Raw genomic sequence first — 26,461 nt, forward strand, 5'->3', positions numbered from 1 at the left:
AACAATGCCGACGAGTGGCGACCCGATACGAAAAGACGGCTCGAAACTTTCTCGGCATGATTCTCTTCGCTGCCATCACCATCTGGCTCAAATGATTCCCCAAGTTGCCCGGATTCAACAGCATGAATCAACACTGCCTAAGGAGAACAGGAGACTTCCGCAGACTCATTGAGGTATTAACAGATCAAATGGTACGAGTGAATCAGCGATATTTCACAGTGAGCGGGACGTAGCATTTGTCCTTATTTCCCGCTTCATCGCGTAAATCTGCTACGAATTGATCCATTGAATCGGTCAGGTCAATACATCCGATCGAGCCCGATGTTTTTCCGCCGTGAATGAAGAATCCACCACGCTTGTGAGTTTCTGTTCCTGGAAAGACATGAATCGTAACCCAGTAGTTACCCCAAGAGGCTTTGTTCCTTCTTATTCCACCCCAGTTTCGTTGTATTTCATCCAATCGAATCCAGTACTTTCCTTCTGGTATTGGCCCAATGTCCACGTTTGCCTGCATGTTTCGGTAACGGTCTCGCTCGAGGTGTTTCAATGTTGGCATACCTGAAACTGCCAGATAGACATACTCCTTCTTTCCACCTTGCATACGCAGGCTAGTACCATTAAACCTGAGGCTCAGCGTACCACATTGGGGAATTTTCGGTTCGCCTACTTCGTGGGAATAATCAGTGGCCATAGCAACCCCAGTATAATGTTAATGCTAACCGCCAAGTGCTTTTACGCAACTATGGTGAAAGCCAATAATATACCATGCGTTGTTGCCTGGCGAAAGGAAATGTTTCTAGAGCACATCATTGTGAGGGTAGCTCGGGTGTCAAGTGCCCGGAAGATTCAAGAGAGTTGCCGTACTGTCCACACGGAAATGCGGACGCATAACTCTATCAAGGCTGCATCTCTGCGAATACTCTTGGTATTGCCCAACGCATCGTGATACGCTTGCAACTATCCAATCGAGGAGTTGAACCATGGCGCGGGTGATGGGGGTGGGTGGCATCTTCTTTAAGGCGAAGGACAAGGGTGCTCTCGTCAAGTGGTACAAAGATGTGCTGGGCCTCGAGATGCAGGACTGGGGCGGCGCGTTCCTTACGCCGGAAGCGATGGCAGCCCACCCCGGTGCAGGCACAGTGTTCAGCCCATTCAAGGCCGACACCGATTACATGTTGCCTTCCACCAAGGACTTCATGATCAACCTGGCGGTTGACGATATCGACGGCGTGCTGGCCCGTTGTGCGGAACATGGCGTGACACCCGTGAAAACATTTCCCGATGAATTCAACGGCCGGTTTGCCCACATCATGGATCCTGAAGGCAATAAGATCGAACTGTGGCAACCGAGGCCGGTGTCGGGTTAGCAGAGTCTGCTTAGAGTGATTTGGCAAGCGGTGGATAAGCTGGGTACCACCGTTACGGAGTACCGAAACGGTGGCACCCGGTGGCTTAACCCATTCTCAAAATCACCAGGAATATATTGGCGTTGATTTCCTCGCCGTGATACTCTTTCCAGCAAAAGCTGGCTGGGTGCAGCAACTAGTTGAAAAGTAAGCACGGAAGACAGTTCTCCCTTTGATGGATGGCGGGCCGTACCACAAGCTGGCCAATGGTACTGGAGATGCCATGAGTGAAATCCGTATTCTGACCGCCCGGTGTCCTGGGTGCAACACAGCAGTTCGAGTAAAGACGCACTCCCTGGAAAAAACGGTAGCCTGCCCGAAATGCAAGGCATCGGTCACGGTGTCTGCGACATCAACATCATCACCCGTCGTGTCGGCAGAGGAAGAGTTGCCTGTGGCGGAGTACTGGCCTGATGCACTGTCAACCGGCAAGGGACGCATCGTGCCGGCATTGGGGATGTTGGTTGCAGCGCTCATCGTGGGTGTGGCGATCTCGTATCTCTTTCGAGAAGGTGGAACACTACCCTCGAAGACCGATGTGATTGCATCGAACATACACAGACCCGATCCAGAACCTGTTAATAAAGAATCAGAGCCCGGAAAAGCAGAGGAACCAAAGACTACGGTTCAAGGCAACAAAGAGGAGCCGCGAAAACCAGCATCGGTATCACCTGAGAAAGCTGCTTATGATCGAGCTTTAGCACGGGTCAGGAGCCTGGAAAGACAACACCGGGACTGGAAAGCAGCCAACTATGGTCGTGAGGCTGCAAAGCAAAAGGGATTTCAAACAGGAAAGGGAAGTCAAGTAATAGTACTTCAATTGCCTGAAGCCATGCAGCGAATCTACAACGAGGCATTGCGAGATCTAGAAATGGCCAAAAGCGAGTATGAGCGAAGTAAATAGTTTTCGATTCAGCCAGGCTGCAGCAAGTGAAGAAGGAAACCCTCTACATGAATACTGCACGGAAAGTAGATTGTCCATCCTGTAAGGTGGCTCTCAGTACAGCAGGTTTGCCGATGGGTAAACCCTTTCGTTGCCCTGAGTGCAAGAGCCGGGTGGAGTATCCGACAGGCTCGGATACTGCTTCAACATCATCGTCATCAAGTGTACCCTGGCTTGCTGCCGTCGCAATGCTCTCGGTGCTCATGGGGGTGGGCAGCTGGTATTTCAGCAAAGGCTGGTGGGTAAAAAATGAAGTAGCACAAACGAAAGCAGGCGACGACCCAAAGTTGCCTCACACCCCGAGCAATAATCCAACTGACAATCCGGGTGGAGGTGATGGTGGACAGTCGGGATACCTTACGCCAGAACCAGACCAGCCTGGAACCAGTCCTCAGGTGATGATGGCAGCAGCGCTAGCCAGGCCACTCGATTTCAAGAAGCCGATTCTGCTGAAGGGACATCGGCCTGAGTCGGTGATTGCCAGCCTTGCCTTTTCTTCAGATGGCCGCAGGCTTGCAAGTATTTCCCAAGCAGGGGAAGTCATTATCTGGGATCTGGTGTCGCAGGATGGTATAGCCTTGATACGCAAGCTCACGCAGGAAGAACTGAAACATAAATCTGCACAGTCATTCAATGTTGGCAAACATCTGGATTTCTCGGCTGATGGCAAAACACTTTTTACAGGCAGCAGCGGTGAGACGCTTATGTGGGACGTTGAATCAACCTTCGGCAGGCACAAGTTTGGCAAATTCGTCGATCAGAGACATGAACTGATTCTCGGACCCAACGGAAAAACGGTGGTGACGGAACGCGCTGCTGGTGAAGATGGCGAAAATCAGCATGGACTGATCGTGTGGGACCTGGCAACCGGGAATTCAGTGTTCAAAATTGATTATAGCAAACTTGCCCCCCAACATGTGGCACGTTACTCACCTGATGGCCGACTTTTTGCCCTGGCAGAGCGACCATTCGAGAGTAAAGAAGAAGCTTCTTCTGCGGAGGCATTGGCCGAAAGCAAGATACGGATTTTCGATCTTGAATCGAAGAAAGAGTTACCTGCAATTGGCGTTGCAGCATCGCAAGTGGTCGTATTGCCTAATAATCGTTTACTGGCCTGGAAAATGCCCACCAAGGATGATAAAGGGCCTGGCGTAGAGTTGTGGACGATTCCATCGAATGGCTCGACTGCACAAAAACAAGTCATGCCAGAAATGGCGAAGGTCGTCGGAAAATCACCGGACGGTGAGACGTTCAGCATGCCCACTCTTGATGCATGGTATGGCCATACTGTCAGCCCGGATGGGAAGCGTTGGGCCTTCTTTGACGGAACTGGAGCGATTGACGTGCGCGACACGTCGACCCTGAAATCGATAGCCCGTATTACTGGCGACAAGTCGAGAGTTTACCGTCAATTTATTTTTTCCAGTGATGGCGCTTCGCTGGTTGCTGCCAGTTGGACGAAAGGGAGTGAGCCATTGCAGATTCTGGAGTTTGATGCTGCCCAAGGTGCACAGCGGGCTCAGGCGACCATTCCCCTGATGCCTGATCCTGAAGGAAAGAAATTCAACTATGTACCCGTGCTGGCGGCTTCGCCAGCCCATGCGGGAACTGTAGCAGTCGGGCTGCCTGATGGTTCGGTGCTGATTCAGCCGATGGGGGTGCCATCTCTCAAATCGTGGGAAATCAAGGCTGATTCCCCCGCTGTTCAGAATGGCAGTGTTCAGCTTATCACCACAACTCCTCGCGGCATGAAAGCCTTGCAGGCAACCGAACGGGCATCGTTCCCTGTGGAATTTCTCTATCGCGAGCAACATCATCTGGCCCCGGTAGCGCTTTCTGAGGATGGCAGCAAAGCAGCGGTGCGTGGACTGATGGATGGTGAACAAGGTGCAATCTTCCTGTTGGACGTTGCTGCGGGAAAGGAACTGGCGACTGTGAAATTGGGGCCTGCTGCTGCCCCCACTGGGCATATGTGGTTCACTTCGGATCAGCATTATATCGTGTGTGATGATTTCACCGTTGTCGATGTTGCCAAGGCTGCCCATGTGCCACTGACCGATAACCCTAACTCGCGGTGCCTCGACCTGGTTCCCGGTGACAAGCTACTGGCAGTAGGGCTCAAGCACGAAGGCACCAGCGATTCCAAAATCTTCCAACTTCGCAAACTGGATACGCTGGCACTCGAGCACTCTGGTCTTAGTATGTTTGAAGGCTGCGTACATTCGCTGAAATATTCTCCGGACGGTAAGCGGCTTGCTGCATTAATTGAGCAGAGGAACAATGTTCAACTTCTATTGCTGGACCCAACCAATGGTGAGCAGAAGACCGTTCTGGATAAATCCGAAGATATGGGGGTGCCTCAAACGCAATTGGCATTCTCACCTGACGGTATGGGGCTGGCTGCGATCATAAACAATATCAGGTTCATCGAGGGCAAAGCGTTATCGGTATACGATATGCATACAGGCAGGAAACGCTTTCAAATAGCTGGCGATACCGAGCCGGTGTTCCTGGCCAATGGCCGATTGCTAGGTGCACCTAAAGTATATGATTCAAAAACCGGGCACCTCCGTCTGGCTCTCGAAGTCCATGAATCGGGCGATGTCGTCGGTGTCCATCATGTACAGGCAGGTTGTAACCAGATGGCTGTTGGCCATGTCAGTGGGCAGGTTTCGTTGTGGGAACTCACCCGCGGAGTGAAGCTGGCGGAGTTCAAAGCTCACGACGGGCCGATTGCCGGCCTCGTGCTTTCATCGGATGGCAACACGCTGATCACGGTCGGCAAGGAGAACAAGGTGAAGATATGGGGGCTGAAGTAAGGCGAATAGCTTACACGCCTGTGGCTGGCCTATGAAGTCACCCCAGCGCATAGAAAAAGACGAGTGCCATCGTGAAGAGGCAGAGCATGGAAAAAATCACGATCTCTACCAGTTGAGCGCCTATGGAAATGCCTACGATGCTGACGACAGAAGGTATGCCGAGGATTATCGACCATGTCAGCCATCCTGGGGCGCGTCGATCATCGGCAGGAGTATTTTGGGAATTCATCTTGCCCCGTGAGTCTGCAACATAGTGCCTGGTGTCCTTTGGAGTTTAAAGGCACATGATCTGTAAGTTCAGTTATGTGTCAGAACCATAGTGCACCGAGACACTCAGTCGAAAGTCTGCAGCGGTGGGCTGTTCTGAAACACTTTCAAATTCCCCAGGCTGGTAGCCGGTGCCTGCGAGAATGGCCTGGCACGATTGCATTTCCATATGCCGATGCACGGATGAAGAATGGTCACCTGCATAGCCATAACTGACCGATTCGAGTCTTCCGAGTGAATGGCCTGCACAGTTTGCGAGCATTTCTGCCTTGCGCACAGCCTGCTGGTATGCTTCCTGGTATGCACGAAACACCGAGGCTTCATCGAGTTGTGAAACGAAGAGAAAATGTGCCTGGCGTGGTTCTTCTTTCGGAGTCATCATCTCGGCAAGCATTGCCTGCATCTGCATCGGATCACTCAGTTGTTCCAGATCGGGAACCGTTACCTTTTCTTCTGCAGGTATGTCAGAAGAAGCTTCAAACTGCAGTCGGTCAAGCAGTACCAGTCGTTCTTCCGCCGATTTGCTGGCGATGTCCCAGAACGCTGTAAGAAAAAGTGTGACTGTCTTGGTGCGAGCGGCATCATGATGGGTCGATTTGCCTCGTCCCATGGCCCGGGCAGCAAGTTCGCGAGCCTTCTTGAGCGGATCTTGACTCACTGTTTCCACGAACTGGGGATCACCCACCAGAATGGTGTTGGCTCCCAGGCCTTGCAGCCATCGCTCGGCAGCGGTGGCCTGCTTGCGAAGTGCATTCAGGCCAAGCTCCAGCGTATTACCCGTTGCCTGCAATGGCAGCTTCATCATCAGCCTGGTGGGAGGCTGACGAACGTTGACGGTGCCTTGTGCATTAAAGCGAACACCGGCAGATTCTGTAGACATGATAATCACCTGCTGGACATGTTCCTGACATGCTACACTAACCGGATGGCAAATTCCAACTATGAGCTAATTTATGATGTAGTGAGGCGGATACCGTCGGGCAGGGTTGCAACCTACGGACAGGTAGCGGAACTGTCAGGGCTGCCCAGGCAGGCTCGGCAGGTGGGTTATGCACTCTTTCATCTGGATGAAAAGACGAAATTGCCCTGGCACCGGGTGGTGAATGCCAGGGGAGAAATATCATTCTCCCCGGCCCGACAATCTGCAGATCGATTGCAGCAAGTGTTGCTGGAAGCAGAGGGTATCGTCTTTAACAGCAAAGGGAAGATTGATCTGAAACAGTATCGTTGGAAGCCTGCGGGAAAGCGGAGCAGTAAATGAAGGCTCCTCCCTTCTAACACAAGATTATTTGCGCAGTTTGAGTGATAAGTAGAACCAACACTTTTATGCCAGCGGTAGTTCAATCCGCTGGCTTTTTGGATGGGGTTCAGAGGCACGCACCCAGTTCAAGTCGCCTCGCTTCCAGAGGTAGGCATAAGCCACCATGAGAATGGCGAGGAAGATCAGCATCTCGCCCAGGATAAGCCAACTCGAAGCAAGGGCGCTGTCAGCATCAATGACACTGTTGGCGGGTGCATCGGGGACCAGCCGTTTTGCAAGAGCCTGTTGTTCATGTCCCTGGGCTGCTGGTACCGCGTTCAGCTTGCCGAACAGAGTGGCCCAGGGGAAAAAGAAAATCAGCTCGACTTCAAAAATAACAAAGAGCAGGGCCACGACATAAAAACGCAGATCGAACTGTATCCAGGCAGTTCCAATGGGTTCTTCGCCACACTCGTAAGGCTGATCCTTGACTATGCCTGGCTTGCGTGGTCGTAGTAGTGAGCCGATAGTGAGATTGACCACCACGAAGGCAATCCCGACGATCAGAAATACCAGGAGAAATGCCACCAGCACCGGCATATCAGTTCACTTCATCACTGCGTTTGACTGGTGTGCGGCTCGATTTGACTTTCCGTTTGCTCGTCGGCTTGGTGACATCATCGGGGACAAATTCTTCCATGGAAGCATCGCCGAGAATGACAACCGGGCTGATTGAATCGGTCACGGGAAGCGGTTTGCGATTGGAGAACCCGGCATAGAGTTCGTGCCAGTGAGAGACTTCAGGCTCTCCCTGCTTCCAGCAGTATTCGATTTCCCGGCCATTCACCCAGGCTGGAAAATCTACCAGCCCCTCCCAGCCCTTGAACTCAACCCCCAGGCTTCGCATCTCCTGCAGGCAGTCTTCCAGGCGGTCGGCATAGTCAGACAGTTCCAGTTCGAGTTGCCGCTGTTCTTCCGTCATCGTTTCGCGGCTGGCAACCTGATCCAGCTTCGATTGAATCCGTTCGTAACGTTTGGCAGTGGCTGAGATATCTTCAACAATGTGTTTGACGAGAGGCAGCATGCGATTGGCTTCGTCAAGTGAAAAGAAGCGTCGACCTGTGGGTGGATGTCTCAGTGGCATGGTATTTCGCTTAGAAAGATAAAAGCTTATGTCTCTACCCATAACCGCTAGGGGGGCGAATGAAAACAGATTTCTGCATTCTAGGAACCAGTCAAACGATTGACGCGGGGGGTGGTGACGGTTTTGGCGGTTCGACGGGCTTGGTCCAAACGGGTACCGTCTGGTTTTTGGATGCAGCGACGGCAGCGGGTGTCAGCGTGTCCTGTCCCCAGGCAATTTCCAGAGGCAACTTGGCGAAATCCACGATCAATCCATCACGACTGTAACAGGATAAGTCGTGATTAGAACCCATGTAAAGACAGTCTACCGGGCAGGGGTCAACGCAGAGTGCGCAAAAGATGCATTTACCGTAATCTATCTTGAAGCCATTGATGCGGAAGCCTTTGCCGAGAGGGTTCTTATCCTTGTCGATGTAGATGCAATCGACCGGGCAGGCACGAATACATTTATCGCAGGCAATGCAGGCAGTTAAGTCGAAGCGATGAAACCCCCGATATCGTGGCGACACCGGTACCGGCTTTTCAGGGTATTCGAATTCCTTGGTAAACGGCTCGGTTCGATAGGTGCGGAAAAAGGTCCTGGCGGTGGTTCTCATTCCAGACAATACCGTAACAATCGTTTGCCAGATGTTGTGAAACCAGGTGAGCATCAAGTCATTTTAGCAGCATGCAGCAAGTAGCAAGTACCTGCTCCCCTCTCCCTCTCGGGGAGAGGGGTCGGGGGTGAGGGGATTCACTGATGGCGAAGACCTTCATGTTGTGTGTAAATGATCTTAACAAGATGGGCTTACGCCATGATATGCAACCCCTCACCTTCTTCCCAAAGGGGGACAGGGAACATCTTGTAAAAACCAAACACGGGGTAGTTGATTCACATCAACTACCCCGTGTCAAGGAGAGCTGACCGCACCTGCGGTCAGCTACAGGAGGTATTACTTGGCTGGTGCAGGCATTGGAGCAGCAGCATCCTTGGCAGGAGTTGCTACAGCAGCAGGAGCTGAACCACAGCTGTTGCATTCAGCGGCACAACCATGATGGCCACGTCGTGAGAACAGGCCGGACAGGCGTTCGCAGAAGCTTGGCTTGCAGGGATCGCTGCAGGGGTCTTTGCAGGGGTTAGCACAAGGATCAGCCTTGATGTTCTTGCAGGGGTCTTCGCAAGCTGGCTGGCACACGGGAACGCGGCGAGCAACCTTCTTGCAGACGTCGACAGTGCAGGTCACTGGAACCCGTTTGCAGACCTTGACAGGTACGCATTCGGTCACGCAGTAAGGAACCTTTACAGTCTGGGTGCAGGTAACCTGCTTGGGAACACACACAGCAACCGTCTTGGTCACCGTGACAGGAACCGTCTTGCACACGGTGTAAGGAACGCGTGTGACAACTTCTTCCTGAACCATGCGGCTGACCGTTACAGGAACCTGGCGGGTAACCTGTTCCATGCGGCGAGTCTGAACGGGGATGCGTTCAACGACAGTTTCAGCAACCATACGGGTTACCGTGTATGGTTCATTGCGGGTAACCCATGCACCTTCCTGCCAGGTGGTGTTGCCGATCGCTTCGCCACCCTGAGCACCGCTGCCACTACCGCTGCCGGTATTGCCAGCGCCACTGCCACCGGCGTTGTTGCCACCGATAACATTGCCTTGTGCATCCAGGAATTTGCCGGAAGCATCATGATCGTATGTACGGCCCTTGCTGTCAACCCAGGCGCCCAGTGAGTTGCGGCTCACGTTGACGCGTTCAACCACAGTCGTAGGAACATTGCGAACGACAGTGTAAGGAACACGGCGGGTTTCGGTGACAGGAACGTTCTTGATCACTTTGGTAGGAACCTGCTTGGTAACATTTTCGCTGACCATACGGGTCACTTGAACCTGTTCCTGAACGGTACGGGTCTTGTTTACCGTGCGGGTTTCCATGCGATCTGGTTCTTTGCAGACCTGCAGTTTCAGAGCACCGCTCTTCTTGCATTCAGCGCCGGTGCAGGGATCGGTGAAGCAGGTAGCGTCTTCACGTACCAGTTTCACAGACTTCTTGCCAGGTACGCAGACGGTTTCGCAAACTGGTTCGCAAACCTTCTTGCAGACCGTCTTGGTTTCGCAAACTGGTCGGCAAACCTTTTCGCATACGTTTTTCATAACGGTTTCTTCAACCTGCTTGCAGGTTGTTACCTGGCAGTCCTTGTAGTGAGTTTCGCAAACCGGTTTGCAGACCGTCTTGCTGATTTCCTTCACTTCGCAGACTGGACGGCTGACCTGGAATTTGACTTCGCGGGTCTTGGTCTCGCTGACGGGTTTGCAGACCACCTTGGTGCATTCCTTGTAGGTGGTTTCGCAGACAGGTTTGCATTCGGTAATCGTCTTCATGACCGTTTCATACACGGGCTTGCAGACGAGCTTCTTGCATTCCTTGTAGTGCGTTTCATGAACGACCTTGTTGCAGGTCTGTTCAACCTGCTTGTACTGGATTTCGTTCACGGTCTTAGTGGTGGTGCGCTGTTCATCGCGGTAAGCGGTGCGATTGACTTGGCGCATCTGCACTTCTTCCACGTTCTGGTACGTGGTGTGCGTTTTTTTCTCTACGACGGTGTCATAGACCGTCTCGTAGCGGGCGCGATGGCCCAGACGGAAATTGGCCAGACCACTGAAGAGGCCGTTGCCTCCACAACTTGAGGTTACATTGGCAGAACCGCAAGCTCCACAGTCGCCAGCCAGGGCCACCGGGGCCAGACTACATGCGACGACAGCGGACAGCAGTGGCGCTATATAGCGCTTGAACATGGACGGGAGCCTCCTTGCACTCCTGGGTGTTGAGCCGATCCTGCATCATTGCTGCCAGGCAACACGGTTCGTGCCGCAACCGTGTCTGGCTGGTGCCGGTGAACGATCCCGGGTGTCCTGGATCGGCCCGTTTCTTTTGGCAATGGGCATATCGTCTACCCTTGGCTCATCTATCTCCCCAGCTTGCCAGCATTGACGGGTCCAAGCCCGTTTTGTGGTCAGAGGATGCCTGAGATGAGTGGAAAGCTGATTGAGACTAAGACACCATAGAGGCACGACGTGTGGCATGTAGCGACTGAACAGACCACCATCTGTCATTTCATTTTCTGTTGAACATTTTTATTCAAGTCAGCGGTTTTTCACACAGCGAAAACCCGTGTGCGACATGCCCGTATCAGGCGATGTTCCTCGCCGGGCCGAGTTTCGATAACTTTCACAATAAGTAACGTGACACAGAAACGAGCCGCCACGTACGATGCGTTTGGGAACCGTAGGTTCCTGTGGATCCCAGCTATCGCGTGGGCCGGGGGGATTTTCCAGCGTTCCGCTTCCTGCCTGACGATAGGCATCGGCCCGATACCAGTCGGAACACCATTCCCAGACATTTCCTGCCAGGTCATAAAGCCCGTAACCGTTAGGGGCAAAACTTTTCACGGGAGCAGTCCGTTCCCAGCCATCAGCCTTGGTGTTGTTGTTGGGGAACGTACCTTGCCAGATGTTGGCTTTGAAATCACTGGTATCGTTCACCGGTTCATCGCCCCAGGTGAATCGTTTGCCAGTCATTCCACCCCGTGAGGCGTATTCCCATTCCGCCTCGGTAGGCAATCGTTTACCGGCCCATTTGGCATAAGCATTGGCATCGTCCCAGGAGACATGAACGACAGGGTGATTGTCCTTCCCATCAAGATTGCTTCCTGGCCCTTCGGGATGTTTCCAGCAGGCACCGGGAGTCCAGGTCCACCACTGGGTGTAATCATGCATAGGCACAGGCTTGGTGGGTTGCGTAAATACCAGTGAACCGGCTACCAGCTTGTCGTCAGAAGGCTTAGGGGTTCCCGGAGGCAACTGTTTTTTCAGCTCTTCCCAATCGGGAGCTTTTTCTGCGGTAGTGACATAGCCGGTGGCCTTGACAAACTCCTGGAACTGGGCATTGGTCACTTCGTGAACATCCATGTAAAAGCCGGTCAGTCGCACACGATGCACCGGTTTCTCATTGGCTTGAGGCGTGTTGACCTCGGAACCCATCAGGAATTCACCATCAGGTATCCAGACCATGCCTTCAGGTGGCTTCTGGGAATATCGCGTTAGTGCATAAGTTCCTGCAAAAGCAATCACGGCTAGCAGTAACAAAGGAAGAAAAGATATTACTGTTCGAGGTGAAGCGGGAGTGGTTGAAGGCATGGTCATGTGATGTCTCAATTCAAGGTGCAGGTGGGATCATTCTATGAAACAGCAGTTTCTGGATTATGGCGTTTCGCGTTTCAACAGTTTCTGTGCCAGCCATTTGCCTGCCTCAGCAGCCTGCACCGGAGAGGACGCTGTTACAATGTTGCCATCCTGAACAATATCTTCATTGGTTACGGTTGCACCCATGGCAGCCAGATCAGCAACGAATTCAAATTGTCGAGCAACCCGTTTGAACCGGAGCAGACCGCAGGCACCGAACACTTCCTGACCAGCGCCGATGCCAACCAGCCATTTGTTCTGATCCATGCCCCTCTGCAACAGTTCCTTGATTTTCCTGCCTGAAGCTCGTTCCTGATCGGTCATCTCCGGGTGTTTCCATCCCACACAAATGATGGCATCATACTTATCAATAGACAGGTTCATGAAATCGTAGTCTGCATTGACCGGTGCGGGGCGTTCACGAACTCGAGTCATGCTGTCAGAGTGAAGAATTGCAGGCACTTTGCCGAGCGTGGCAGTGTCCACCGCAATCCCTTCCTGTTTTAGCACATCGCAGCAGGGGCCGTAATCTTCAAACCACAAGCCATGTGCGGGCAGCAGGAATAGTACTCGGAGTGGCAAGTGTCTGGCGGGCTGGGGTGTTGCCCTGATGGGCGAATCGATGGAGGCGGCAGATGGTTCTTGATTTCCCCGTCCAGGAAAGATCCAGAGCAGAAGTATTATCAGTAACAGGCCCATGGCAGGAGTGATGAGCCAGCGGAATCGCTCCAGGATTGATTGAGGCTGAGTTTTTACTTCATTCTGATTCGTTGCCCAGGGTTCAAGAGCTATGGCCAGTTCCCTGGCGGAAGCAAAGCGATCATCGGGATTCGTGGCGAGCAGTTTGAGAATAATCTGCTGCAGTTCGAGTGGAACATCATCGGGGAAATGCAGCGTACTCTCGCAGGACAGCGCCAACACGGGAGGCGGTTCGCCCGTTACCAGGTAATACAGTGTAGCTCCCAGGCCGTACAGATCAGCACGAAAGTCTACCGAGGAGGCAGACTGCATCTGTTCCGGGGCCAGGTATTGAGGTGAGCCGAGTGCAGCTCCAGATCGGGTAATGGACATATTCGCCGGTTTGCGGTGCATGCGAGCCAGGCCAAAATCGAGGATTTTCACATTCCCTGCGTTACTGAGCATGATGTTTTGCGGCTTGATATCGCGATGGATCATGCCACGGCTGTGAGCATGCTGCAAACCAAACGTTGCCTGGTGGATGATGCTGCACGCCTGGTTGATGGGCAGAGGTCCTCTTTCGATGACGAGTTTATCAAGTGATTTCCCTTCGACTAACTCCATCACCAGGAAGTGAATTCCACCGATTTCCTCGGCATCATAGGCAGTGACAATATTGGGATGCGACATCTGGGCAGCGGCCTGCACTTCGCGTCGAAAACGGCTTACTGCAGCCGGAGTTGCCATGAGATCATCGCGAATGACTTTCAGTGCAACACTGCGGTTCATCACGCGATGGATGGCATGGTAGACCACTCCCATGCCACCATTGCCGAGTTTTCTGATGATGGCATAGCGGGAATGATCGAGCAGCTCGCGGGGAACATCTCCCATGACTCTGTTCTTGATCTCAGGCAGGGCAGTCTGCTGATTCGAGCTTTTATTGCGAAGCAACTGCAGAAAGCTGTCATTTCCAACTTGAGACAATTTCTGGATACAGGTATTACAGCCATCCAGGTGCTTTTCGAGTTGTTGAACTTCATTCGGCGCGAGTTTGCCCAATCCATATGCCTGGAGAAGTTGGTCCGAAGGATGTGCAGTTATCAGTTCCGGCATGTCAGATGCTCGCAGGCGGTTTTCAGCAGGGTATATGGATAAACCAGCCTGTTTCTTTTAATTTTCACTTCGATTCAAAAGAAGGTTCATCCACTAGTCCTTCTGCTACCGCTCGTAACCTGTTCAATACGCGATACTTGGCAATGTAAACGGCATTGACCGTGATTCCCAGTTGGCTGGCAACCTCTTCAACAGGTCGATCCTGTACTACCACCTGTTGAAATGCTTCCCAGGTGACAGGTGTAAATTCAGGCTCCAGCAGTTTCATCAGTTGTTTTGCAACATGCTGATCGTGTTCATGATCCCACATCATACTGAGATTGCTGTGGGGATCAGCCCAGGCATCGAGAACCCCCATGGCTTCACCTGCCTGCGGGTGATTGGCACGAGACTTCCAGAAATCACGCAGACAATTAATGGTGATGGTTTTCAGCCAATGGCGAAAGGCGCCAATTCTTCCGTTATGTTCAAACTCAGGCAGCCGACGCACTACCACGATCATGACATTCTGGGTTATATCGTCGCAATCTGAAGGAACCAGATGACGTTGCTTGAGCCAGCCGAGGATAAGCGGCTCATAGATGGCGTGCCAGCGCTGCCAGGCGAAGTTGTCCTGGCCTGTTCGGACGCTGTCGAGCAGTGTGTGAGAGGTTTCTGCCAACGGTACAACCCTGCGCTGAGTGTGACAACCAACAGCGGCACAGTGTAAAATACGAAATCAGCTGGGAATGCACACGAGTTTTTTCTCCCCTCTCCCCTGGCGGGAGAGGGGTTGAGGGTGAGGGGATTCTATTTGTTAGACGTTAGTACTTGCCCCGAACAAGCGGTCTGATCTCCTGTTCGTAGAGTGTATGCAGTTGCTGGTGAACCTCTTCACCCAGAGGCTGTGCATGCGAGGCTGCTGCATTAAGTCTGACCTGCTCCGGCCTGGTAGCACCCGGAATCACTGAGGTCACTGCGGGATGATCTAGTATCCAACGCAATGCCAGCGTTGACATGGTGAGTACCTCGTTTGGCTGAAGAATGGTTCTGATCTTCCCGACCAGTTCAAGCCCTTTGTCAAAAGGAATGCCTGCAAACGTCTCACCTACGTTAAACTTCTCGCCGTTAGCATTGAAATGGCGATGATCCGTAGGGGCAAATGCCTGGGCAGAAGTAAACCTTCCTGAAAGCAAACCGCTCGCCAGGGGCACACGGGCAAGTATCGCAACACCAGCGGCTTGTGCCTCCGGGAGCAATTCATGAACGAGTTTCTGCCTGAAGATGTTGAAAATGACCTGCAGGGCAGAGCAGCCTGGTTGCTTCAGACAATACAGACCTTCTTCAACCGTTTCGACACTGACTCCCCAATGGCGAATCAGCCCTTCTTGTTGAAGAGATCGCATGTTCTCGAACACTTCGCCTTGCTGCAGAACCTCAAACGGAATGCAGTGAAACTGCTGTAGGAAAATTTGATCGATCCCCAGCCGTTTCAGCGATTCCTGTGTGTGCTCTCTCATCCCCTGAAGAGTGAAATTCTGAGGCCAGCCGTTTGGTGCATCAAATCGCCTGCCCAGCTTGGTGGCAACGTGCAACTGCCTGGCATGCACTCCCAGCTTTCTGAGAAATTGGCCTATGAGAATTTCACTACGGCCTTGGCCATAGATATCTGCAGTATCAAACAGGGTGATACCGTTGTCAAAAGCCTGTTGCAACACGGCCAAGGCTTGCTGATCGGTGACATTTCCCCATTCGGTACCGCCAAGTTGCCAGGTTCCTAACCCCACTTCACTGACTTGGACGGAACTGCTCCCAAATGGTCGATTATGCATCGTTGTTTTCCTATTCCGCCTGAATTTCCCAATATAGCTGAATTCCCAGCTCTCGTTGACCGTTAAATATTTCCATATTAAGGGGAATCAACGATTATGCGGGCGCTCAAACCTCGTCATCTTGCCAATTCCATTTATATTGTCCCTAACGCTTTGGGGCGTTGTTTTCGTTTTGGAGTTGTTGAGATGATGCAACAACGATCGCGCTGGGTCCCTCAGCCTTTCGGGCCAGGTTGGCTTAAAGAATGGCTGAAGCGGCATCAAAACCCGATCAGCTTTGTGCTTCACATGATTGGCATACCTATGACAATTGTAGCCATTGTGCTACTGGCCATGGATGTGTCATCCATGTCAATGTGGGTCTGGGCAACCCTGTTATTTGTAGGCGGTTATGGCCTGCAATTCGTTGGGCACGCCATTGAGGGCAACGATGCTGGTGAACTGATTCTGGTGAAGAAATGGCTAGGCAAACCCTACATTGCTGTAGCGCCTCAATTTAATGAGCCTGTGGCCAGTCCTTCACAATCCTGATCTTCATTCAGCCTTAATCCCGCGGAAGCCTGCCAGCTTCCGCGGTTTCGTTTTGTCTGCCAATTCGTTTCGATGTGAATCAACAGCCAGTTAAAGCATAAAATGCCAGCATGGCAAAACCGCAACTGCCCATCTACATGGATAACCATGCCACCACTCGGACCGATCCCCGTGTCGTGGATGCCATGCTTCCTTATTTCTCTGAACACTTTGGCAATGCTGCCAGCCGAATGCATGTGTTTGGACAATACGCAGAACAGATAGTAAAAACTGCACGCCAGCAGATCGCAGGGTGTATTGGTGCAGAACCTCGCGAATTGATCTTCACCAGCGGCGCTACTGAGAGCAATAACCTTGCCATCAAAGGTGTAGCCCATCAACTGGCAGATCGTGGCAAGCACCTGGTTACTCTTACCACCGAACATCGCTCGGTACTGGATACCTGTGCACATTTAGAGAGTGATGGCTGGCGGGTTACCCGTGTACCGGTTCAACCCGATGGCCTGGTCGAATTATCACAACTGAAAGCAGCACTGCAGCCGGATACTGTTTTGGTCAGCATCATGCTGGCCAACAATGAAATCGGCATTATTCAGCCCATCAGAGAACTGTGCAGCATCTGTCACGAGCGAGGCATCCTGTTTCATACCGATGCAACACAGGCTGTGGGGAAGATACCAGTCAATGTCAGAGAACTGGAAATCGACCTGCTCAGTTTCACCGCACACAAACTCTATGGCCCCAAGGGTGTGGGAGCGCTCTTTATTCGCAGGCAAGGCAGCCGAGTCAGATTAGAACCATTGATTGATGGTGGCGGACATGAACAGGGGCTGCGTTCGGGCACGCTGGCAGTTCCTCTGATCGTTGGTTTTGCAGAAGCATGCCGATTGGCTGCGAGTGAAATGCCAATGGAATCAGTTCGACTGTTGCAATTACGTGAAAGACTCTGGCAGGGGTTGCAATCGAAAATTCAACACATCAGACTCAACGGTGCCTGGGAACCGAGGCTGCCAGGCAACTTGAACATCAGTCTCGATTGGGTGAAAGGCGAATCGCTCTTACTGGAACTGAAGGACATTGCGTTGAGTTCAGGTTCAGCCTGTACTTCGATGGATAGCGAGCCTAGCCATGTTCTGCGAGCGTTGGGCCTTGATGAAGAGCAAGCCGATGCCAGCCTGCGTTTCGGTCTGGGCCGGTTCAATACATCGGATGAAGTAGATTACGCCATCGAACGAGTAGCAGAGGTGGTAGCAAGGTTACGACAACTGAGTTCCGCTGCTTCATAGGATGAACCAGTAGAAACAACCTCCACGGATAATGACCATGCGTCGACATGATGGCCGGGCTGCCGATCAACTTCGTCCCTTGACTTTTCAACTGGATGCACCGGGGTGGGCCGCTGGGCGGGTATTATCGCAATTGGGCAAGACGATTGTTCTTTGTACCTGCAGCATCGATCCCAAGGTGCCCGAATTTCTCGAAGGTCAGGGGAAAGGCTGGCTGACCGCCGAGTACAACATGCTCCCCGGCAGCACGCAAGGTCGCAAGACGCGCGATCGGGGTGGCAAGATTGATGGCCGAAGCGTGGAAATACAGCGGCTGATTGGTCGAAGCCTGCGTGCTGTGGTTGATCTCTCGCAACTGGGTGAACGGACTCTGTGGGTAGACTGCGATGTATTGCAGGCAGATGGTGGAACGCGGGTTACAGCGATCAACGGCGCCTGGCTGGCAGTTTATCAGGCTTTGCGACGTACGGCTGACAAGTATGGTTATGATCCAGATAAGATCCTGCCTGAAAGTGTTGCTGCAGTCAGTGTTGGACTTCTAGGCGATGAAGTTTTGCTCGATCTCGATTACCTCGAAGACAAGGATGCAGATGTCGATGTCAACCTGGTCATGACCGGAGCAGGCAGCATGATCGAAGTGCAGGCAGGCGGTGAGGAAGCGACGTTTATTCCGGAACAGTTGCAGGAAATGTTGCGCCTGGGACAACAGGGCATCGCTGAGATAACTGAACAGCAAAGGAAGCATCTGTCCTGAGTCTTAAGTGGAAATTTCACTCGGAATTTGTGCCACACTCCGGCGGTACTCCGTCGGGGGGTGGTTGCGGGTAACCAGATGGCATCTCAATTTCATTTGTGTGGCGCCACAAGCAATTGAAGCACACCTCGATGTGTATACACATCGAAGTATGGCACGGTCGTCGAATCTCAAGTTATTGAAATAGTGATCGCTGGGTCTGCTCATCCGCATTGACAGGTACAGTTTTGCCCAGGTGCTGGTAGGCTTTTGCAGTGGCCATTCTGCCTCGTGGCGAGCGGATGATGAACTCAGCACGCAGCAAATAGGGTTCGACTTCGTCAGAAAGAGTATCAGCAGCCAGGCTGAGGGTAGCGGCAAGAGCTTCTACTCCGGCCGGCCCGCCACCGAAAACACCGGTCAGCACATCGAGGTATCGGCGATCCTGCTTATCGAGGCCTTCCTTGTCCACTTCAGCCATCTGCAAAGCAGCCTGGGCCAGTGGAAGGTCAATGGTGCCGTTGGCTTCGCTGGTCGCATAGTTGCGTACCCACCAGAGCCTGCTGTTGGCAATGCGTGGCGTACCCCGGCTGCGATGTGCGATTTCCCGGGCTGCTTCGGGAAGGATGGGCGTTTTCAGTTTGCCTGCATTGATGGTGACAATCGTTGCCAGCTCATCGAGCGTGTAGAAATCAAGATGCTCATGGTGTTTGAAACGATCACGCATCGGGCCAGTGAGCATACCACTGCGGGTGGTAGCACCGATGAGGGTGAAGCGGTTCAGCTTCATATAAACCGTGCGGGCGTTCATGCCTTCGCCAATGGGAATGCCCAGGCGAAAATCTTCCATAGCAGAGTAGAGATATTCTTCCACCACTCGTGGCGTGCGATGGATTTCATCAATGAAGATGATCGAGCCTTCCTTGGCATTGGTCAGGTAGGGAAGGAGATCGGCAGGGCGAGTCAGTGCCGGGCCGGAGGTTATCTGAATACTGGTTTCGAGTTCATTCGGAAGCACCGTGGCAAAGGTGGTTTTACCAAGACCCGGTGGACCATCGAAGAGGATGTGGCCAAGCGATTCCTTCAGTTTGCGGCACGCCTTGATGGCAATGCGCAGGCGTTCCACCGTTTGCTTTTGACCAATGACTTCATCGAGGCGGCGGGGACGCAGGGCATCATCGCGGTGTTTTTCTTCAGGGGGGCCGGGCTGATTACCGGTGATGAGCGCTTCGCGTGCCATAAACAGACAACCCATCCATGATGGTCACCAGTGCTGGTGAGAAAGGATCATTGTAGGCAGGATGACAGGCGATTCGCAAGTGAACGGCAGGGCAAAACGGGGGGAAGGCGTCATTCACTGGGAATCATGAATACCAGCAGGCAGAGCGGGCACTGGATCTGGTTATCGCGGTATTGACTCTCCACTTCCAGTTGATGGCCATTCGGGCAGGTAAGCTGGATCACTGCATTGGCGACATGAGTCGGTTTCCTGCCAGTTTGTGGAGTCTGACTCGTACGTGAACCTGCATGAGGCGTAGACGGCGTAACTGATTTTCGCATGCCCGATTTGCGTTTGTTACCTTCTGATAATGGAGGTGGTTCCGGTATAAATCGTGGCGGTGGTGGTCCGGAACTTCTCCCGGCACCCGAGGATGAACGGCCTGTTGACGAACGGCTGGGTGGTGGCTCGGGTACGAAACGAGGCGGAGGCGGGGGAAGTCGCCCTGAGCCTGGAGTCTTGGGCGGAGGCCGCTCTGCCTTCGGTGCATCGATGCCTGATTCCTTCAGTTCCAGATTGAATTGCGTATCCACCACTTCGAATTCAAAATCATCTTCGATGATGGTGGGAGGCGCGGACAGCGGCAAGGGAACAGGCTGAGGCTTCTGAGTATCTTCAACAGGTGCAGGCACGAATTGAGGAGATTCTAACTCATCATCGTGGAATTCCAGCTTTTCATCAACCAGTTGTGGTTCGGCTGGAGCTTTGTCGGCTTGATCTGGTATACCTGGGAACAACGCGCTCAGGTCTAGAAAATCATCTTCGACCACTGGTTCTGGTGAGTCAATGAGTGTTGGTTCGGCCGGTGGTGGCACCATAACGACCGGCTTCAGTTCACTGCGATCCAGCACCGTAGGCGGATCGTTGACCAGTGTTAATGACTCTGGGATTGGTTCCAGTGGCACCGGTGCTGAGGGGTCAGATAATTCTGGTGGAACAGTTAGATTCAGAAACGTTGGCTCATTAGCAGACGAAACTGGCTCAGGTGTGGGCTCAATGAAATCTTCTGGTGCAGAGTGATGCGTTTCGTCAGCAGTATTTTGTGTATCGACAAGTTCTGATGCAGATTCGGGTGCAGACGGTTCTTCAAATGTAGCTTCTGGTTCGGTTGTTGTCGTTACAGCAACTTCTTCCTCGATTTCCAGTGAAGGCTCGACTGTCTCTTCCTGCACTGTTTCAGGTGGAGGCTCCTCTACTATCTCCTCAACAGCAGCAACCTCGCTGGCATCAGGTAACTCAGCGGCGACTTCTTCCTTGATTTCGAGTACCGGTTCAACTGTCTCTTCCTGCACTGTTTCAGGGGGAGGCTCCTCTACTAACTCCTCAACAGCAGCAACTTCGCTGGCAACAGGTAACTCAGCGGCGACCTGTTCCTCGACTTCCAGCACCGGTTCAACTGTCTCTTCCTGCACTGTTTCTGGTAGAGGCTCTACAGCCAGCTCTTCAACAGCAGCAATCTCGCTGGCGACAGGTAACTCAGCGGCGACCTGTTCCTCGACCTCCAGCACCGGTTCAATTGTCTCTTCCTGCACCGTTTCTGGTAGAGGCTCCTCTACTATCTCCTCAACTGCAGCAACCTCGCTGGCTACAGGTAACTCAGCGGCGACCTGTTCCTCGACTTCCAGCACCGGCTCAACCGTCTCTTCCTGCACTGTTTCAGGTGGAGGCTCCTCTACTATCTCCTCAACAGCAGCAACCTCGCTGGCTACAGGTAACTCAGCGGCGACCTGTTCCTCGACTTCCAGCACCGGCTCAATTGTCTCTTCCTGTACCGTTTCAGGTGGAGGCTCCTCTACTATCTCCTCAACAGCAGCAACCTCGCTGGCTACAGGTAACTCAGCAGCGACTTGTTCCTCGACCTCCAGTGCCGACTCAACCGTCTCTTGCTGTACCGTTTCAGGTGGAGGCTCCTCTACTATCTCCTCAACAGCAGCAATCTCGCTGGCGACAGGTAACTCAGTGGCGACTTCTTCCTCGACCTCCAGTACCGGTTCAACTGTCTCTTCCTGCACTGTTTCAGGTGGAGGCTCCTCTACTATCTCCTCAACAGCAGCAACCTCGCTGGCAACTGGTAACTCAGCGGCGACTTCTTCCTTGATTTCAAGTACCGGTTCAACCGTCTCTTGCTGTGCCGTTTCAGGTGGAGGCTCCGCAGCCAGCTCTTCAACAGCAGCAACCTCGTTGGCTACAGGTTCAGGCTGGAAATCCTGTCCAATCAGATCAGAAGCAGACTTCGGTGTAGATTCTTTCTGACGTGGGGATTCGAAGAAGAGAGATTCTGGTACCGGCAGCGGATCGAGTTCCAGTGGTGGAGGTGGTGCTTTAGCCTGTGCTACCGGTTCAGCTTCTTTCTTTTGCTTCTTTTCAATCACGAACTGCTCAGAGATCGGTTTAAATTCCTCGGAAGCCAGGTTCAACTCAAAAATACTGGGCAGTGGCTGAGCGGCTGGTTGAACTGCTGGTGCTGAGGGAGCGGGTGGAGCAGCAATGGAATTGATGAAGTCAGAATCGAAGGGATTCGTCTGGATGGAAGGCGGTGGAGGAATACGCTGTGAGTCAGAAGGGCTTCTGACGCGAGCTTTCACCACAGGGGGGAGCGGAACCGATTGTTGAACTGGTGCAGGTGACTTAACCCTGGCGACCGTGATAGGTGGTTTGGGAACGGGAGGCGGAGGTTGTTTCGGAACATTGATACGAGGTTTTTTCTTGAAGAACTGAGGCGAGGCGATTTTCAATGCCACGCCGTTGGCATTGAGCAGCCTGGAAGGCTTCATGGAAACCAATTGCTGACACGATGGGCAGCGAATCTCCTTGCCAAGGTATTTCTGTTTAACGCGAAGAATATGTCCCTGGCTGCATTGCACTTCGTATTTAACAGAAGGTATTTCTCCCGGCTTCGCTGTGGAGACATGGACGACGGCCTGGCACTTGGGGCACATAAGTCGTTGCCCCAGGTGTTCCTGGCCAAGTTCAAGCGTGTGCCCTAATGGGCAGGAAATCTGAAACACAACAACCTCGGAGAGGTGTTACCGTGCATCCTGTCTCAGTAAACCGTTTTACCAATACATTAATAGTGTACCCCAAGCCAGTCCCGCGCCAAATCCACTCATCACGACTTTCTTGCCAGGCTTGATTAAACCCATCTGAATGGCTTCATCCATCGCCAAGGGTACCGAACCTGCCGAGGTATTACCATATTTTCTGACATTGGCATGCACTTTTTCGCGCGGTATACCCAGCACATCTGTTGCAGCATGAATAATGCGGATATTGGCTTGATGCGTGAGGAAATAATCCACATCTTCAATGGTCAAGCCCTGCAATTCCAGAACTGTCGTGATGCTGTCGCTCAAAGTAGTGACTGCCCAGCGAAAAACGGCGCGACCGTCCATGTGCAGATACTGCAGTCCCTGATGCAGGGTTTCCTCATCCGGAGGTAGTCTGCTGCCGCACCCGGGTCGCACCAGCATTTCCGACCCGGCCCCATCGGAACCAAGCTGATAGCTGGCAATACCAAAGGCCTCATCGGAGGCAGCCAAGACCACGGCACCAGCTCCATCACCGAATAATGGATAGGTTTTCGGGTCAGTGGGGTTGGCAATACGGGAGTTAGTATCGCCGCCGATGACGAGCACTTTTCTTGCCAAGCCAGCCTTGATGTACGTGGCACCGGTGATGAATGCGTAAATGAAACCCGCACAGGCAACATTGATATCCATCGCCGGGCAATGTAACCCGAGTTTATACTGCAATATGTTGCCTACTGCCGGGAAGGATGTATCCGGCGTATAAGTCGCGACCAGGATCAGATCAATTTCCGAGGGATCGATGTTCCCACGCTCCATGCACTGCCGGGCTGCTTCATAACAAAAATCGCTGGTAGCCTGGTGAGGCAAGGCATGTCGCCGTTCAACGATACCAGTACGTCGGACAATCCAGTCGGTATCGCAGTTAAAATATTGTCCCAGTACTTCATTGGTGACAAGACCATCGGGCACATAGCTGCCACAACAGAGTACACGCACACCCATGATGCTGCGACACAATGGTTTTCGTGTTACTTCGGGAACAATCGCAGGAGCATGAGAAGGGCCATCATGTGTCATGAACGCAACATTCTCGAATAAGAATTGATCAGTCTTGCATAGATTATCATAACAAAAAGAGGCTGGAATTCCACGATACCGCAGGGAGGGTGCCGGGCATGAAAGTGCGTTCAGTCGATATTTTTATTTTTGATGAGGTGGAAGTACTCGATTTCGCCGGGCCGTTCGAAGTGTTTTCAGTAACTGATTGGCAAAAGGATCCGAAACCGTTTTGCGTATCGCTCGTATCGGAAAAACCAGGCCCGATCCTGGCACGCAATGGCTTCAGTGTGAATCCGCATCATGCTTTCATGGATGACCATCCTGCGGACATCATCATCGTTCCCGGCGGATTTGGTACGCGCCGGGAAATGCACAATCCCACAGTACTCAACTGGGTCAGGCAACATGCAGCAAAGGGAACCATGATCCTTTCCGTCTGCACCGGTTCGCTGATTCTCGGTGCTGCCGGTTTGCTCGATGGTTTGGAAGCTACAACGCATCACTTGCGTTACGATCTGCTTCAGGAAACCGCACCACAATGTCGTGTGCAACGTCAACGTCGCGTGGTGGATGCTGGGAATATTGTCACCTCCGGCGGCATTGCAGCAGGAATCGACATGAGCTTCCACGTAGTCGCCAGGCTTCTGGGTGAACAGACGGCACGTGAGACAGCGGAATATATGGAGTATCCCTGGAAGGTAATGTCGTAAAGCCTGTCGAGTAACCGTGGCAGGGTTATTCGGTACTCCGAATGACCCTGCTGGATGTGCAAAAGGACTGTATTCTCGCAGGGTCATGCATGAGTACATGCATAACCCTGCCACGGCTTTTGCGTTTACAACAGGTTTTAGTTTAGCTGAATCGTTCTGCCCGTCCGTGCAGATTCGTAGATGCCAAGAATGATCTGAACCGCTTTGCGGCCTTCGCGACCATCGACTAATGGTGATTGGTTGTTCTGAATCGCATCGACAAAATCAGCCAACTGCCTGCGATGATATTCATGCGAGATGGCAGCAGGGTTACTGGAACCACCACTGGCACCGATCTTCTGAGCAAACTGTTGGCGAATGGCTTCATCATCAGGCAGTGCTGGATCAAATTCCCAGCGTAAGAGGTCTTCCTGCTCTACCACAGCAGAGCCACGATTGCCATGAATACCGATCGTTTTCGGAAGACCCGGCCAAACGCTGGTGGTAGCCTGGATTACTCCCAAGGCCCCGCTCCTGAATTGCAGACATGCAACCGCAGTGTCTTCCACTTCAATCCGTTCATGGGCCAGTGTTGCAGTCATGGCACTGATGCGGGCAACCGGCCCCATGAGCCACTGAAGCAAATCCACATTATGGATAGCCTGGTTCATTAACGCTCCGCCACCATCAAGGGCCTGCGTGCCTTTCCATCCACCTTCATCGTAATACTGCTGGGTACGCCACCATTTCACGGTGGTTTCACCCAGAGTTAATCTGCCAAAGCGACCCTGATCCACTGCCTGCTTGAGTACCACGTTGGCATCAGCAAAGCGTGATGGAAAAATGGTACAGAGTTTGACACCGGCCTGCTGACAGGCTTCGATGAGTTGATCGCAGCGCTGAAGAGTGATTTCCAGAGGCTTTTCCACCACCACATGTTTGCCTGCCTGTGCCGCGAGGATTGTGGGTTCCAGGTGGTTGCCACTGGGCGTACAGATGATAACAACATCCAGCCCCGGATGTTTCAGAAACTCTTCAACCGTTGGGTAATATTGAGCCTGGGTGGAAACTTTTTCAGCATTGGCTTTGCTGCGGCTTTGCAAGGCAAGCAGCCTGGCATTTGGAATTTCCGCAAGTGCTGCAGCGTGAAACCGGGCAATCATGCCACAGCCTATGATGCCGAAACCAATCATGCCTGCTCCGGGAAAAGTGCCCACTTATTTGGAATCATGCAGGTCGGGTGCCACGGTTTGCGTGTACTCACGCTAACCGTGCCAAATCACCGCATAGTTTCATTGCAGGCATACTTAGTGTAAACTCTCTTCGTATTGCTTGTACAAGCGATACGAAGTCCACATGTACTGCAAACCGCTCAGGATGGTCGCCAACACCATAGCGTAAATCAGCAGATCGCGAGCCAGTTCCAGTTGCGTGGTGTAGTCGAGCAGCACTTTCATCTGATCAAACAACAGGCAGAACAGGATCATAGCCAAAGCCAGGCATTGCAGCACCATCTTCAGCTTACCCCACTTGTCAGCGCCGAAAGCAATGCCCAGGCTTTCGATATACCCTCGCAAGCTGGTCACCAGGAGTTCACGGGTGACCACCGCCACCACCATCCAGGGCTGCACACCAGTGCGTGGTTCCCCAAATGGCAGCAGGCAGATGTAGGCTCCGCAGATCAGCATCTTGTCTACTAGAGGATCAAAACTGCGACCAAAACTGCTGACAATGCCCAGCCTGCGGGCTGCCAGTCCATCGAGCCAATCGGTTACCGAGGCTAGAAAGAAAGCAACACCGGTTAACAACCATTGTTCGTAGGCAATCAGCACAAACATGAAGATCGCCAGCACAAAGCGAGTTGCTGTCAGAAAATTAGGCAGATTGAATGGCGAAGGCTCTCGTCTCACCGGTGGACGAGTAGAAACATCATGTTGAGCAATACTGGTCGTCATGAAGTAGTGTTATCAGCAATCTGGAACGATGGGTAGACTTAGCGTGTAAAACAAAGTGCTCAGTTCTGAGTGCTCGGTACTTAAAACTCAGTGTTCGGGTGCCATAGTCTGCCGGTATGCCCGGCTGACTATGCAGCGGCAATAGAACGACTTGGCTGAACAATTGACTTTTCCTTCACCCCAGCACAGAATGGGCATCAGTTGTGTTAAGCATGGTTAGCGTGGGTACAGACGAATCATGGTAGCCA

General features: G+C 52.6%; 25 protein-coding genes. 9 read left to right on the plus strand and 16 right to left on the minus strand.

Annotated features, from left to right (window positions below; genetic code table 11):
* On the plus strand, positions 1-95 hold a 95-nt coding region (locus JNJ77_17450), incomplete at its 5' end, for a transposase (GenBank protein ID MBL8824376.1).
* Positions 96-202: 107 nt separating this feature from the next.
* Here JNJ77_17450 and JNJ77_17455 read toward each other — a convergent pair.
* The gene (locus JNJ77_17455) at positions 203-514 is read right to left on the minus strand and encodes a DUF2778 domain-containing protein (protein MBL8824377.1); all 312 of its coding nucleotides are present in this window, start codon (positions 512-514) and stop codon (positions 203-205) included.
* A gap of 466 nt (positions 515-980) precedes the next feature.
* Here JNJ77_17455 and JNJ77_17460 point away from each other — a divergent pair, with 466 nt between their 5' ends.
* The 3 genes from JNJ77_17460 to JNJ77_17470 all read left to right on the plus strand — a co-directional run bounded on the left by JNJ77_17460 (position 981) and on the right by JNJ77_17470 (position 5,168).
* Positions 981-1,367, plus strand: coding sequence for a VOC family protein (locus tag JNJ77_17460; protein MBL8824378.1), 387 nt, complete (start codon positions 981-983; stop codon positions 1,365-1,367).
* Positions 1,368-1,629: 262 nt separating this feature from the next.
* Complete coding sequence (locus JNJ77_17465) at positions 1,630-2,310, plus strand: hypothetical protein (GenBank protein ID MBL8824379.1); 681 nt, start codon at positions 1,630-1,632, stop codon at positions 2,308-2,310.
* A gap of 47 nt (positions 2,311-2,357) precedes the next feature.
* Positions 2,358-5,168, plus strand: a complete 2,811-nt coding sequence (locus JNJ77_17470) for a WD40 repeat domain-containing protein (protein ID MBL8824380.1) — start codon at positions 2,358-2,360, stop codon at positions 5,166-5,168.
* A 37-nt stretch (positions 5,169-5,205) separates the two neighbouring features.
* Here the strand turns inward: JNJ77_17470 and JNJ77_17475 are convergent, their stop codons facing one another.
* The gene (locus JNJ77_17475; GenBank protein ID MBL8824381.1) at positions 5,206-5,397 is read right to left on the minus strand and encodes a hypothetical protein; all 192 of its coding nucleotides are present in this window, start codon (positions 5,395-5,397) and stop codon (positions 5,206-5,208) included.
* Between the two features lie 72 nt (positions 5,398-5,469).
* Positions 5,470-6,315, minus strand: coding sequence for an SIMPL domain-containing protein (locus tag JNJ77_17480; GenBank protein MBL8824382.1), 846 nt, complete (start codon positions 6,313-6,315; stop codon positions 5,470-5,472).
* 45 nt (positions 6,316-6,360) lie between these two features.
* Here JNJ77_17480 and JNJ77_17485 point away from each other — a divergent pair, with 45 nt between their 5' ends.
* Positions 6,361-6,696, plus strand: a complete 336-nt coding sequence (locus tag JNJ77_17485; GenBank protein ID MBL8824383.1) for an MGMT family protein — start codon at positions 6,361-6,363, stop codon at positions 6,694-6,696.
* Positions 6,697-6,759: 63 nt separating this feature from the next.
* On the opposite strand, the gene ndhC is transcribed toward JNJ77_17485, so the two are convergent.
* The 8 genes from ndhC to JNJ77_17525 form a co-directional block, all read right to left on the minus strand.
* On the minus strand, positions 6,760-7,275 hold the full coding sequence (gene ndhC, locus JNJ77_17490) for an NADH-quinone oxidoreductase subunit A (protein MBL8824384.1): 516 nt from the start codon (positions 7,273-7,275) through the stop codon (positions 6,760-6,762).
* Between the two features lies 1 nt (position 7,276).
* Positions 7,277-7,819, minus strand: a complete 543-nt coding sequence (locus JNJ77_17495) for a DUF2203 domain-containing protein (GenBank protein ID MBL8824385.1) — start codon at positions 7,817-7,819, stop codon at positions 7,277-7,279.
* Between the two features lie 91 nt (positions 7,820-7,910).
* Positions 7,911-8,468, minus strand: a complete 558-nt coding sequence (locus tag JNJ77_17500) for an NADH-quinone oxidoreductase subunit I (protein MBL8824386.1) — start codon at positions 8,466-8,468, stop codon at positions 7,911-7,913.
* Positions 8,469-8,750: 282 nt separating this feature from the next.
* Entirely contained in the window at positions 8,751-10,601 is a 1,851-nt protein-coding gene (locus JNJ77_17505) for a hypothetical protein (protein ID MBL8824387.1), read from the minus strand.
* 348 nt (positions 10,602-10,949) lie between these two features.
* Positions 10,950-12,002, minus strand: coding sequence for a formylglycine-generating enzyme family protein (locus tag JNJ77_17510; protein ID MBL8824388.1), 1,053 nt, complete (start codon positions 12,000-12,002; stop codon positions 10,950-10,952).
* Between the two features lie 63 nt (positions 12,003-12,065).
* Positions 12,066-13,841, minus strand: coding sequence for a protein kinase (locus tag JNJ77_17515; GenBank protein MBL8824389.1), 1,776 nt, complete (start codon positions 13,839-13,841; stop codon positions 12,066-12,068).
* A gap of 64 nt (positions 13,842-13,905) precedes the next feature.
* The gene (locus JNJ77_17520) at positions 13,906-14,502 is read right to left on the minus strand and encodes a sigma-70 family RNA polymerase sigma factor (GenBank protein ID MBL8824390.1); all 597 of its coding nucleotides are present in this window, start codon (positions 14,500-14,502) and stop codon (positions 13,906-13,908) included.
* 142 nt (positions 14,503-14,644) lie between these two features.
* Positions 14,645-15,652, minus strand: a complete 1,008-nt coding sequence (locus tag JNJ77_17525) for an aldo/keto reductase (GenBank protein ID MBL8824391.1) — start codon at positions 15,650-15,652, stop codon at positions 14,645-14,647.
* A gap of 189 nt (positions 15,653-15,841) precedes the next feature.
* On the opposite strand from JNJ77_17525, the gene JNJ77_17530 reads away from it, so the two are divergent.
* The 3 genes from JNJ77_17530 to rph all read left to right on the plus strand — a co-directional run bounded on the left by JNJ77_17530 (position 15,842) and on the right by rph (position 18,223).
* The gene (locus JNJ77_17530; GenBank protein ID MBL8824392.1) at positions 15,842-16,183 is read left to right on the plus strand and encodes a DUF962 domain-containing protein; all 342 of its coding nucleotides are present in this window, start codon (positions 15,842-15,844) and stop codon (positions 16,181-16,183) included.
* 110 nt (positions 16,184-16,293) lie between these two features.
* The gene (locus JNJ77_17535; protein ID MBL8824393.1) at positions 16,294-17,469 is read left to right on the plus strand and encodes an IscS subfamily cysteine desulfurase; all 1,176 of its coding nucleotides are present in this window, start codon (positions 16,294-16,296) and stop codon (positions 17,467-17,469) included.
* 37 nt (positions 17,470-17,506) lie between these two features.
* A complete protein-coding gene (rph, locus tag JNJ77_17540; protein MBL8824394.1) occupies positions 17,507-18,223 on the plus strand; it encodes a ribonuclease PH in 717 nt (238 codons plus the stop codon).
* Positions 18,224-18,398: 175 nt separating this feature from the next.
* Here the strand turns inward: rph and ruvB are convergent, their stop codons facing one another.
* From ruvB to JNJ77_17555, 3 genes are all read right to left on the minus strand, one after another.
* Positions 18,399-19,442 (minus strand): Holliday junction branch migration DNA helicase RuvB, encoded by a 1,044-nt coding sequence (gene ruvB, locus JNJ77_17545; GenBank protein MBL8824395.1) that lies wholly within the window; start codon positions 19,440-19,442, stop codon positions 18,399-18,401.
* Positions 19,443-19,552: 110 nt separating this feature from the next.
* Positions 19,553-22,489 (minus strand): hypothetical protein, encoded by a 2,937-nt coding sequence (locus JNJ77_17550; GenBank protein ID MBL8824396.1) that lies wholly within the window; start codon positions 22,487-22,489, stop codon positions 19,553-19,555.
* Positions 22,490-22,537: 48 nt separating this feature from the next.
* Complete coding sequence (locus tag JNJ77_17555) at positions 22,538-23,512, minus strand: ketoacyl-ACP synthase III (GenBank protein ID MBL8824397.1); 975 nt, start codon at positions 23,510-23,512, stop codon at positions 22,538-22,540.
* 173 nt (positions 23,513-23,685) lie between these two features.
* On the opposite strand from JNJ77_17555, the gene JNJ77_17560 reads away from it, so the two are divergent.
* A complete protein-coding gene (locus JNJ77_17560; protein ID MBL8824398.1) occupies positions 23,686-24,279 on the plus strand; it encodes a DJ-1/PfpI family protein in 594 nt (197 codons plus the stop codon).
* Between the two features lie 137 nt (positions 24,280-24,416).
* On the opposite strand, the gene JNJ77_17565 is transcribed toward JNJ77_17560, so the two are convergent.
* Positions 24,417-25,451, minus strand: a complete 1,035-nt coding sequence (locus tag JNJ77_17565) for a Gfo/Idh/MocA family oxidoreductase (GenBank protein MBL8824399.1) — start codon at positions 25,449-25,451, stop codon at positions 24,417-24,419.
* A 114-nt stretch (positions 25,452-25,565) separates the two neighbouring features.
* The gene (gene pgsA, locus JNJ77_17570; protein ID MBL8824400.1) at positions 25,566-26,213 is read right to left on the minus strand and encodes a CDP-diacylglycerol--glycerol-3-phosphate 3-phosphatidyltransferase; all 648 of its coding nucleotides are present in this window, start codon (positions 26,211-26,213) and stop codon (positions 25,566-25,568) included.
* Positions 26,214-26,461 lie beyond the last annotated feature (248 nt).

Source organism: Planctomycetia bacterium (assembly GCA_016795155.1).
Taxonomy (GTDB): domain Bacteria; phylum Planctomycetota; class Planctomycetia; order Gemmatales; family HRBIN36; genus JAEUIE01.

Excerpts from the sequence above, each read along its gene's own strand:
- ndhC (MBL8824384.1), bottom strand. The coding sequence starts at position 7,275 with ATGCCGGTGCTGGTGGCATTTCTCCTGGTATTTCTGATCGTCGGGATT.
- JNJ77_17465 (MBL8824379.1), top strand. The coding sequence starts at position 1,630 with ATGAGTGAAATCCGTATTCTGACCGCCCGGTGTCCTGGGTGCAACACA.
- JNJ77_17480 (MBL8824382.1), bottom strand. The coding sequence starts at position 6,315 with ATGTCTACAGAATCTGCCGGTGTTCGCTTTAATGCACAAGGCACCGTC.
- pgsA (MBL8824400.1), bottom strand. The coding sequence starts at position 26,213 with ATGACGACCAGTATTGCTCAACATGATGTTTCTACTCGTCCACCGGTG.
- JNJ77_17460 (MBL8824378.1), top strand. The coding sequence starts at position 981 with ATGGCGCGGGTGATGGGGGTGGGTGGCATCTTCTTTAAGGCGAAGGAC.
- JNJ77_17505 (MBL8824387.1), bottom strand. The coding sequence starts at position 10,601 with ATGTTCAAGCGCTATATAGCGCCACTGCTGTCCGCTGTCGTCGCATGT.
- rph (MBL8824394.1), top strand. The coding sequence starts at position 17,507 with ATGCGTCGACATGATGGCCGGGCTGCCGATCAACTTCGTCCCTTGACT.
- JNJ77_17565 (MBL8824399.1), bottom strand. The coding sequence starts at position 25,451 with ATGATTGGTTTCGGCATCATAGGCTGTGGCATGATTGCCCGGTTTCAC.
- JNJ77_17485 (MBL8824383.1), top strand. The coding sequence starts at position 6,361 with ATGGCAAATTCCAACTATGAGCTAATTTATGATGTAGTGAGGCGGATA.
- JNJ77_17500 (MBL8824386.1), bottom strand. The coding sequence starts at position 8,468 with ATGCTCACCTGGTTTCACAACATCTGGCAAACGATTGTTACGGTATTG.
- JNJ77_17510 (MBL8824388.1), bottom strand. The coding sequence starts at position 12,002 with ATGCCTTCAACCACTCCCGCTTCACCTCGAACAGTAATATCTTTTCTT.
- JNJ77_17525 (MBL8824391.1), bottom strand. The coding sequence starts at position 15,652 with ATGCATAATCGACCATTTGGGAGCAGTTCCGTCCAAGTCAGTGAAGTG.
- JNJ77_17475 (MBL8824381.1), bottom strand. The coding sequence starts at position 5,397 with ATGAATTCCCAAAATACTCCTGCCGATGATCGACGCGCCCCAGGATGG.
- JNJ77_17495 (MBL8824385.1), bottom strand. The coding sequence starts at position 7,819 with ATGCCACTGAGACATCCACCCACAGGTCGACGCTTCTTTTCACTTGAC.
- ruvB (MBL8824395.1), bottom strand. The coding sequence starts at position 19,442 with ATGGCACGCGAAGCGCTCATCACCGGTAATCAGCCCGGCCCCCCTGAA.
- JNJ77_17515 (MBL8824389.1), bottom strand. The coding sequence starts at position 13,841 with ATGCCGGAACTGATAACTGCACATCCTTCGGACCAACTTCTCCAGGCA.
- JNJ77_17555 (MBL8824397.1), bottom strand. The coding sequence starts at position 23,512 with ATGGGTGTGCGTGTACTCTGTTGTGGCAGCTATGTGCCCGATGGTCTT.
- JNJ77_17455 (MBL8824377.1), bottom strand. The coding sequence starts at position 514 with ATGCAGGCAAACGTGGACATTGGGCCAATACCAGAAGGAAAGTACTGG.
- JNJ77_17530 (MBL8824392.1), top strand. The coding sequence starts at position 15,842 with ATGCAACAACGATCGCGCTGGGTCCCTCAGCCTTTCGGGCCAGGTTGG.
- JNJ77_17535 (MBL8824393.1), top strand. The coding sequence starts at position 16,294 with ATGGCAAAACCGCAACTGCCCATCTACATGGATAACCATGCCACCACT.
- JNJ77_17470 (MBL8824380.1), top strand. The coding sequence starts at position 2,358 with ATGAATACTGCACGGAAAGTAGATTGTCCATCCTGTAAGGTGGCTCTC.
- JNJ77_17560 (MBL8824398.1), top strand. The coding sequence starts at position 23,686 with ATGAAAGTGCGTTCAGTCGATATTTTTATTTTTGATGAGGTGGAAGTA.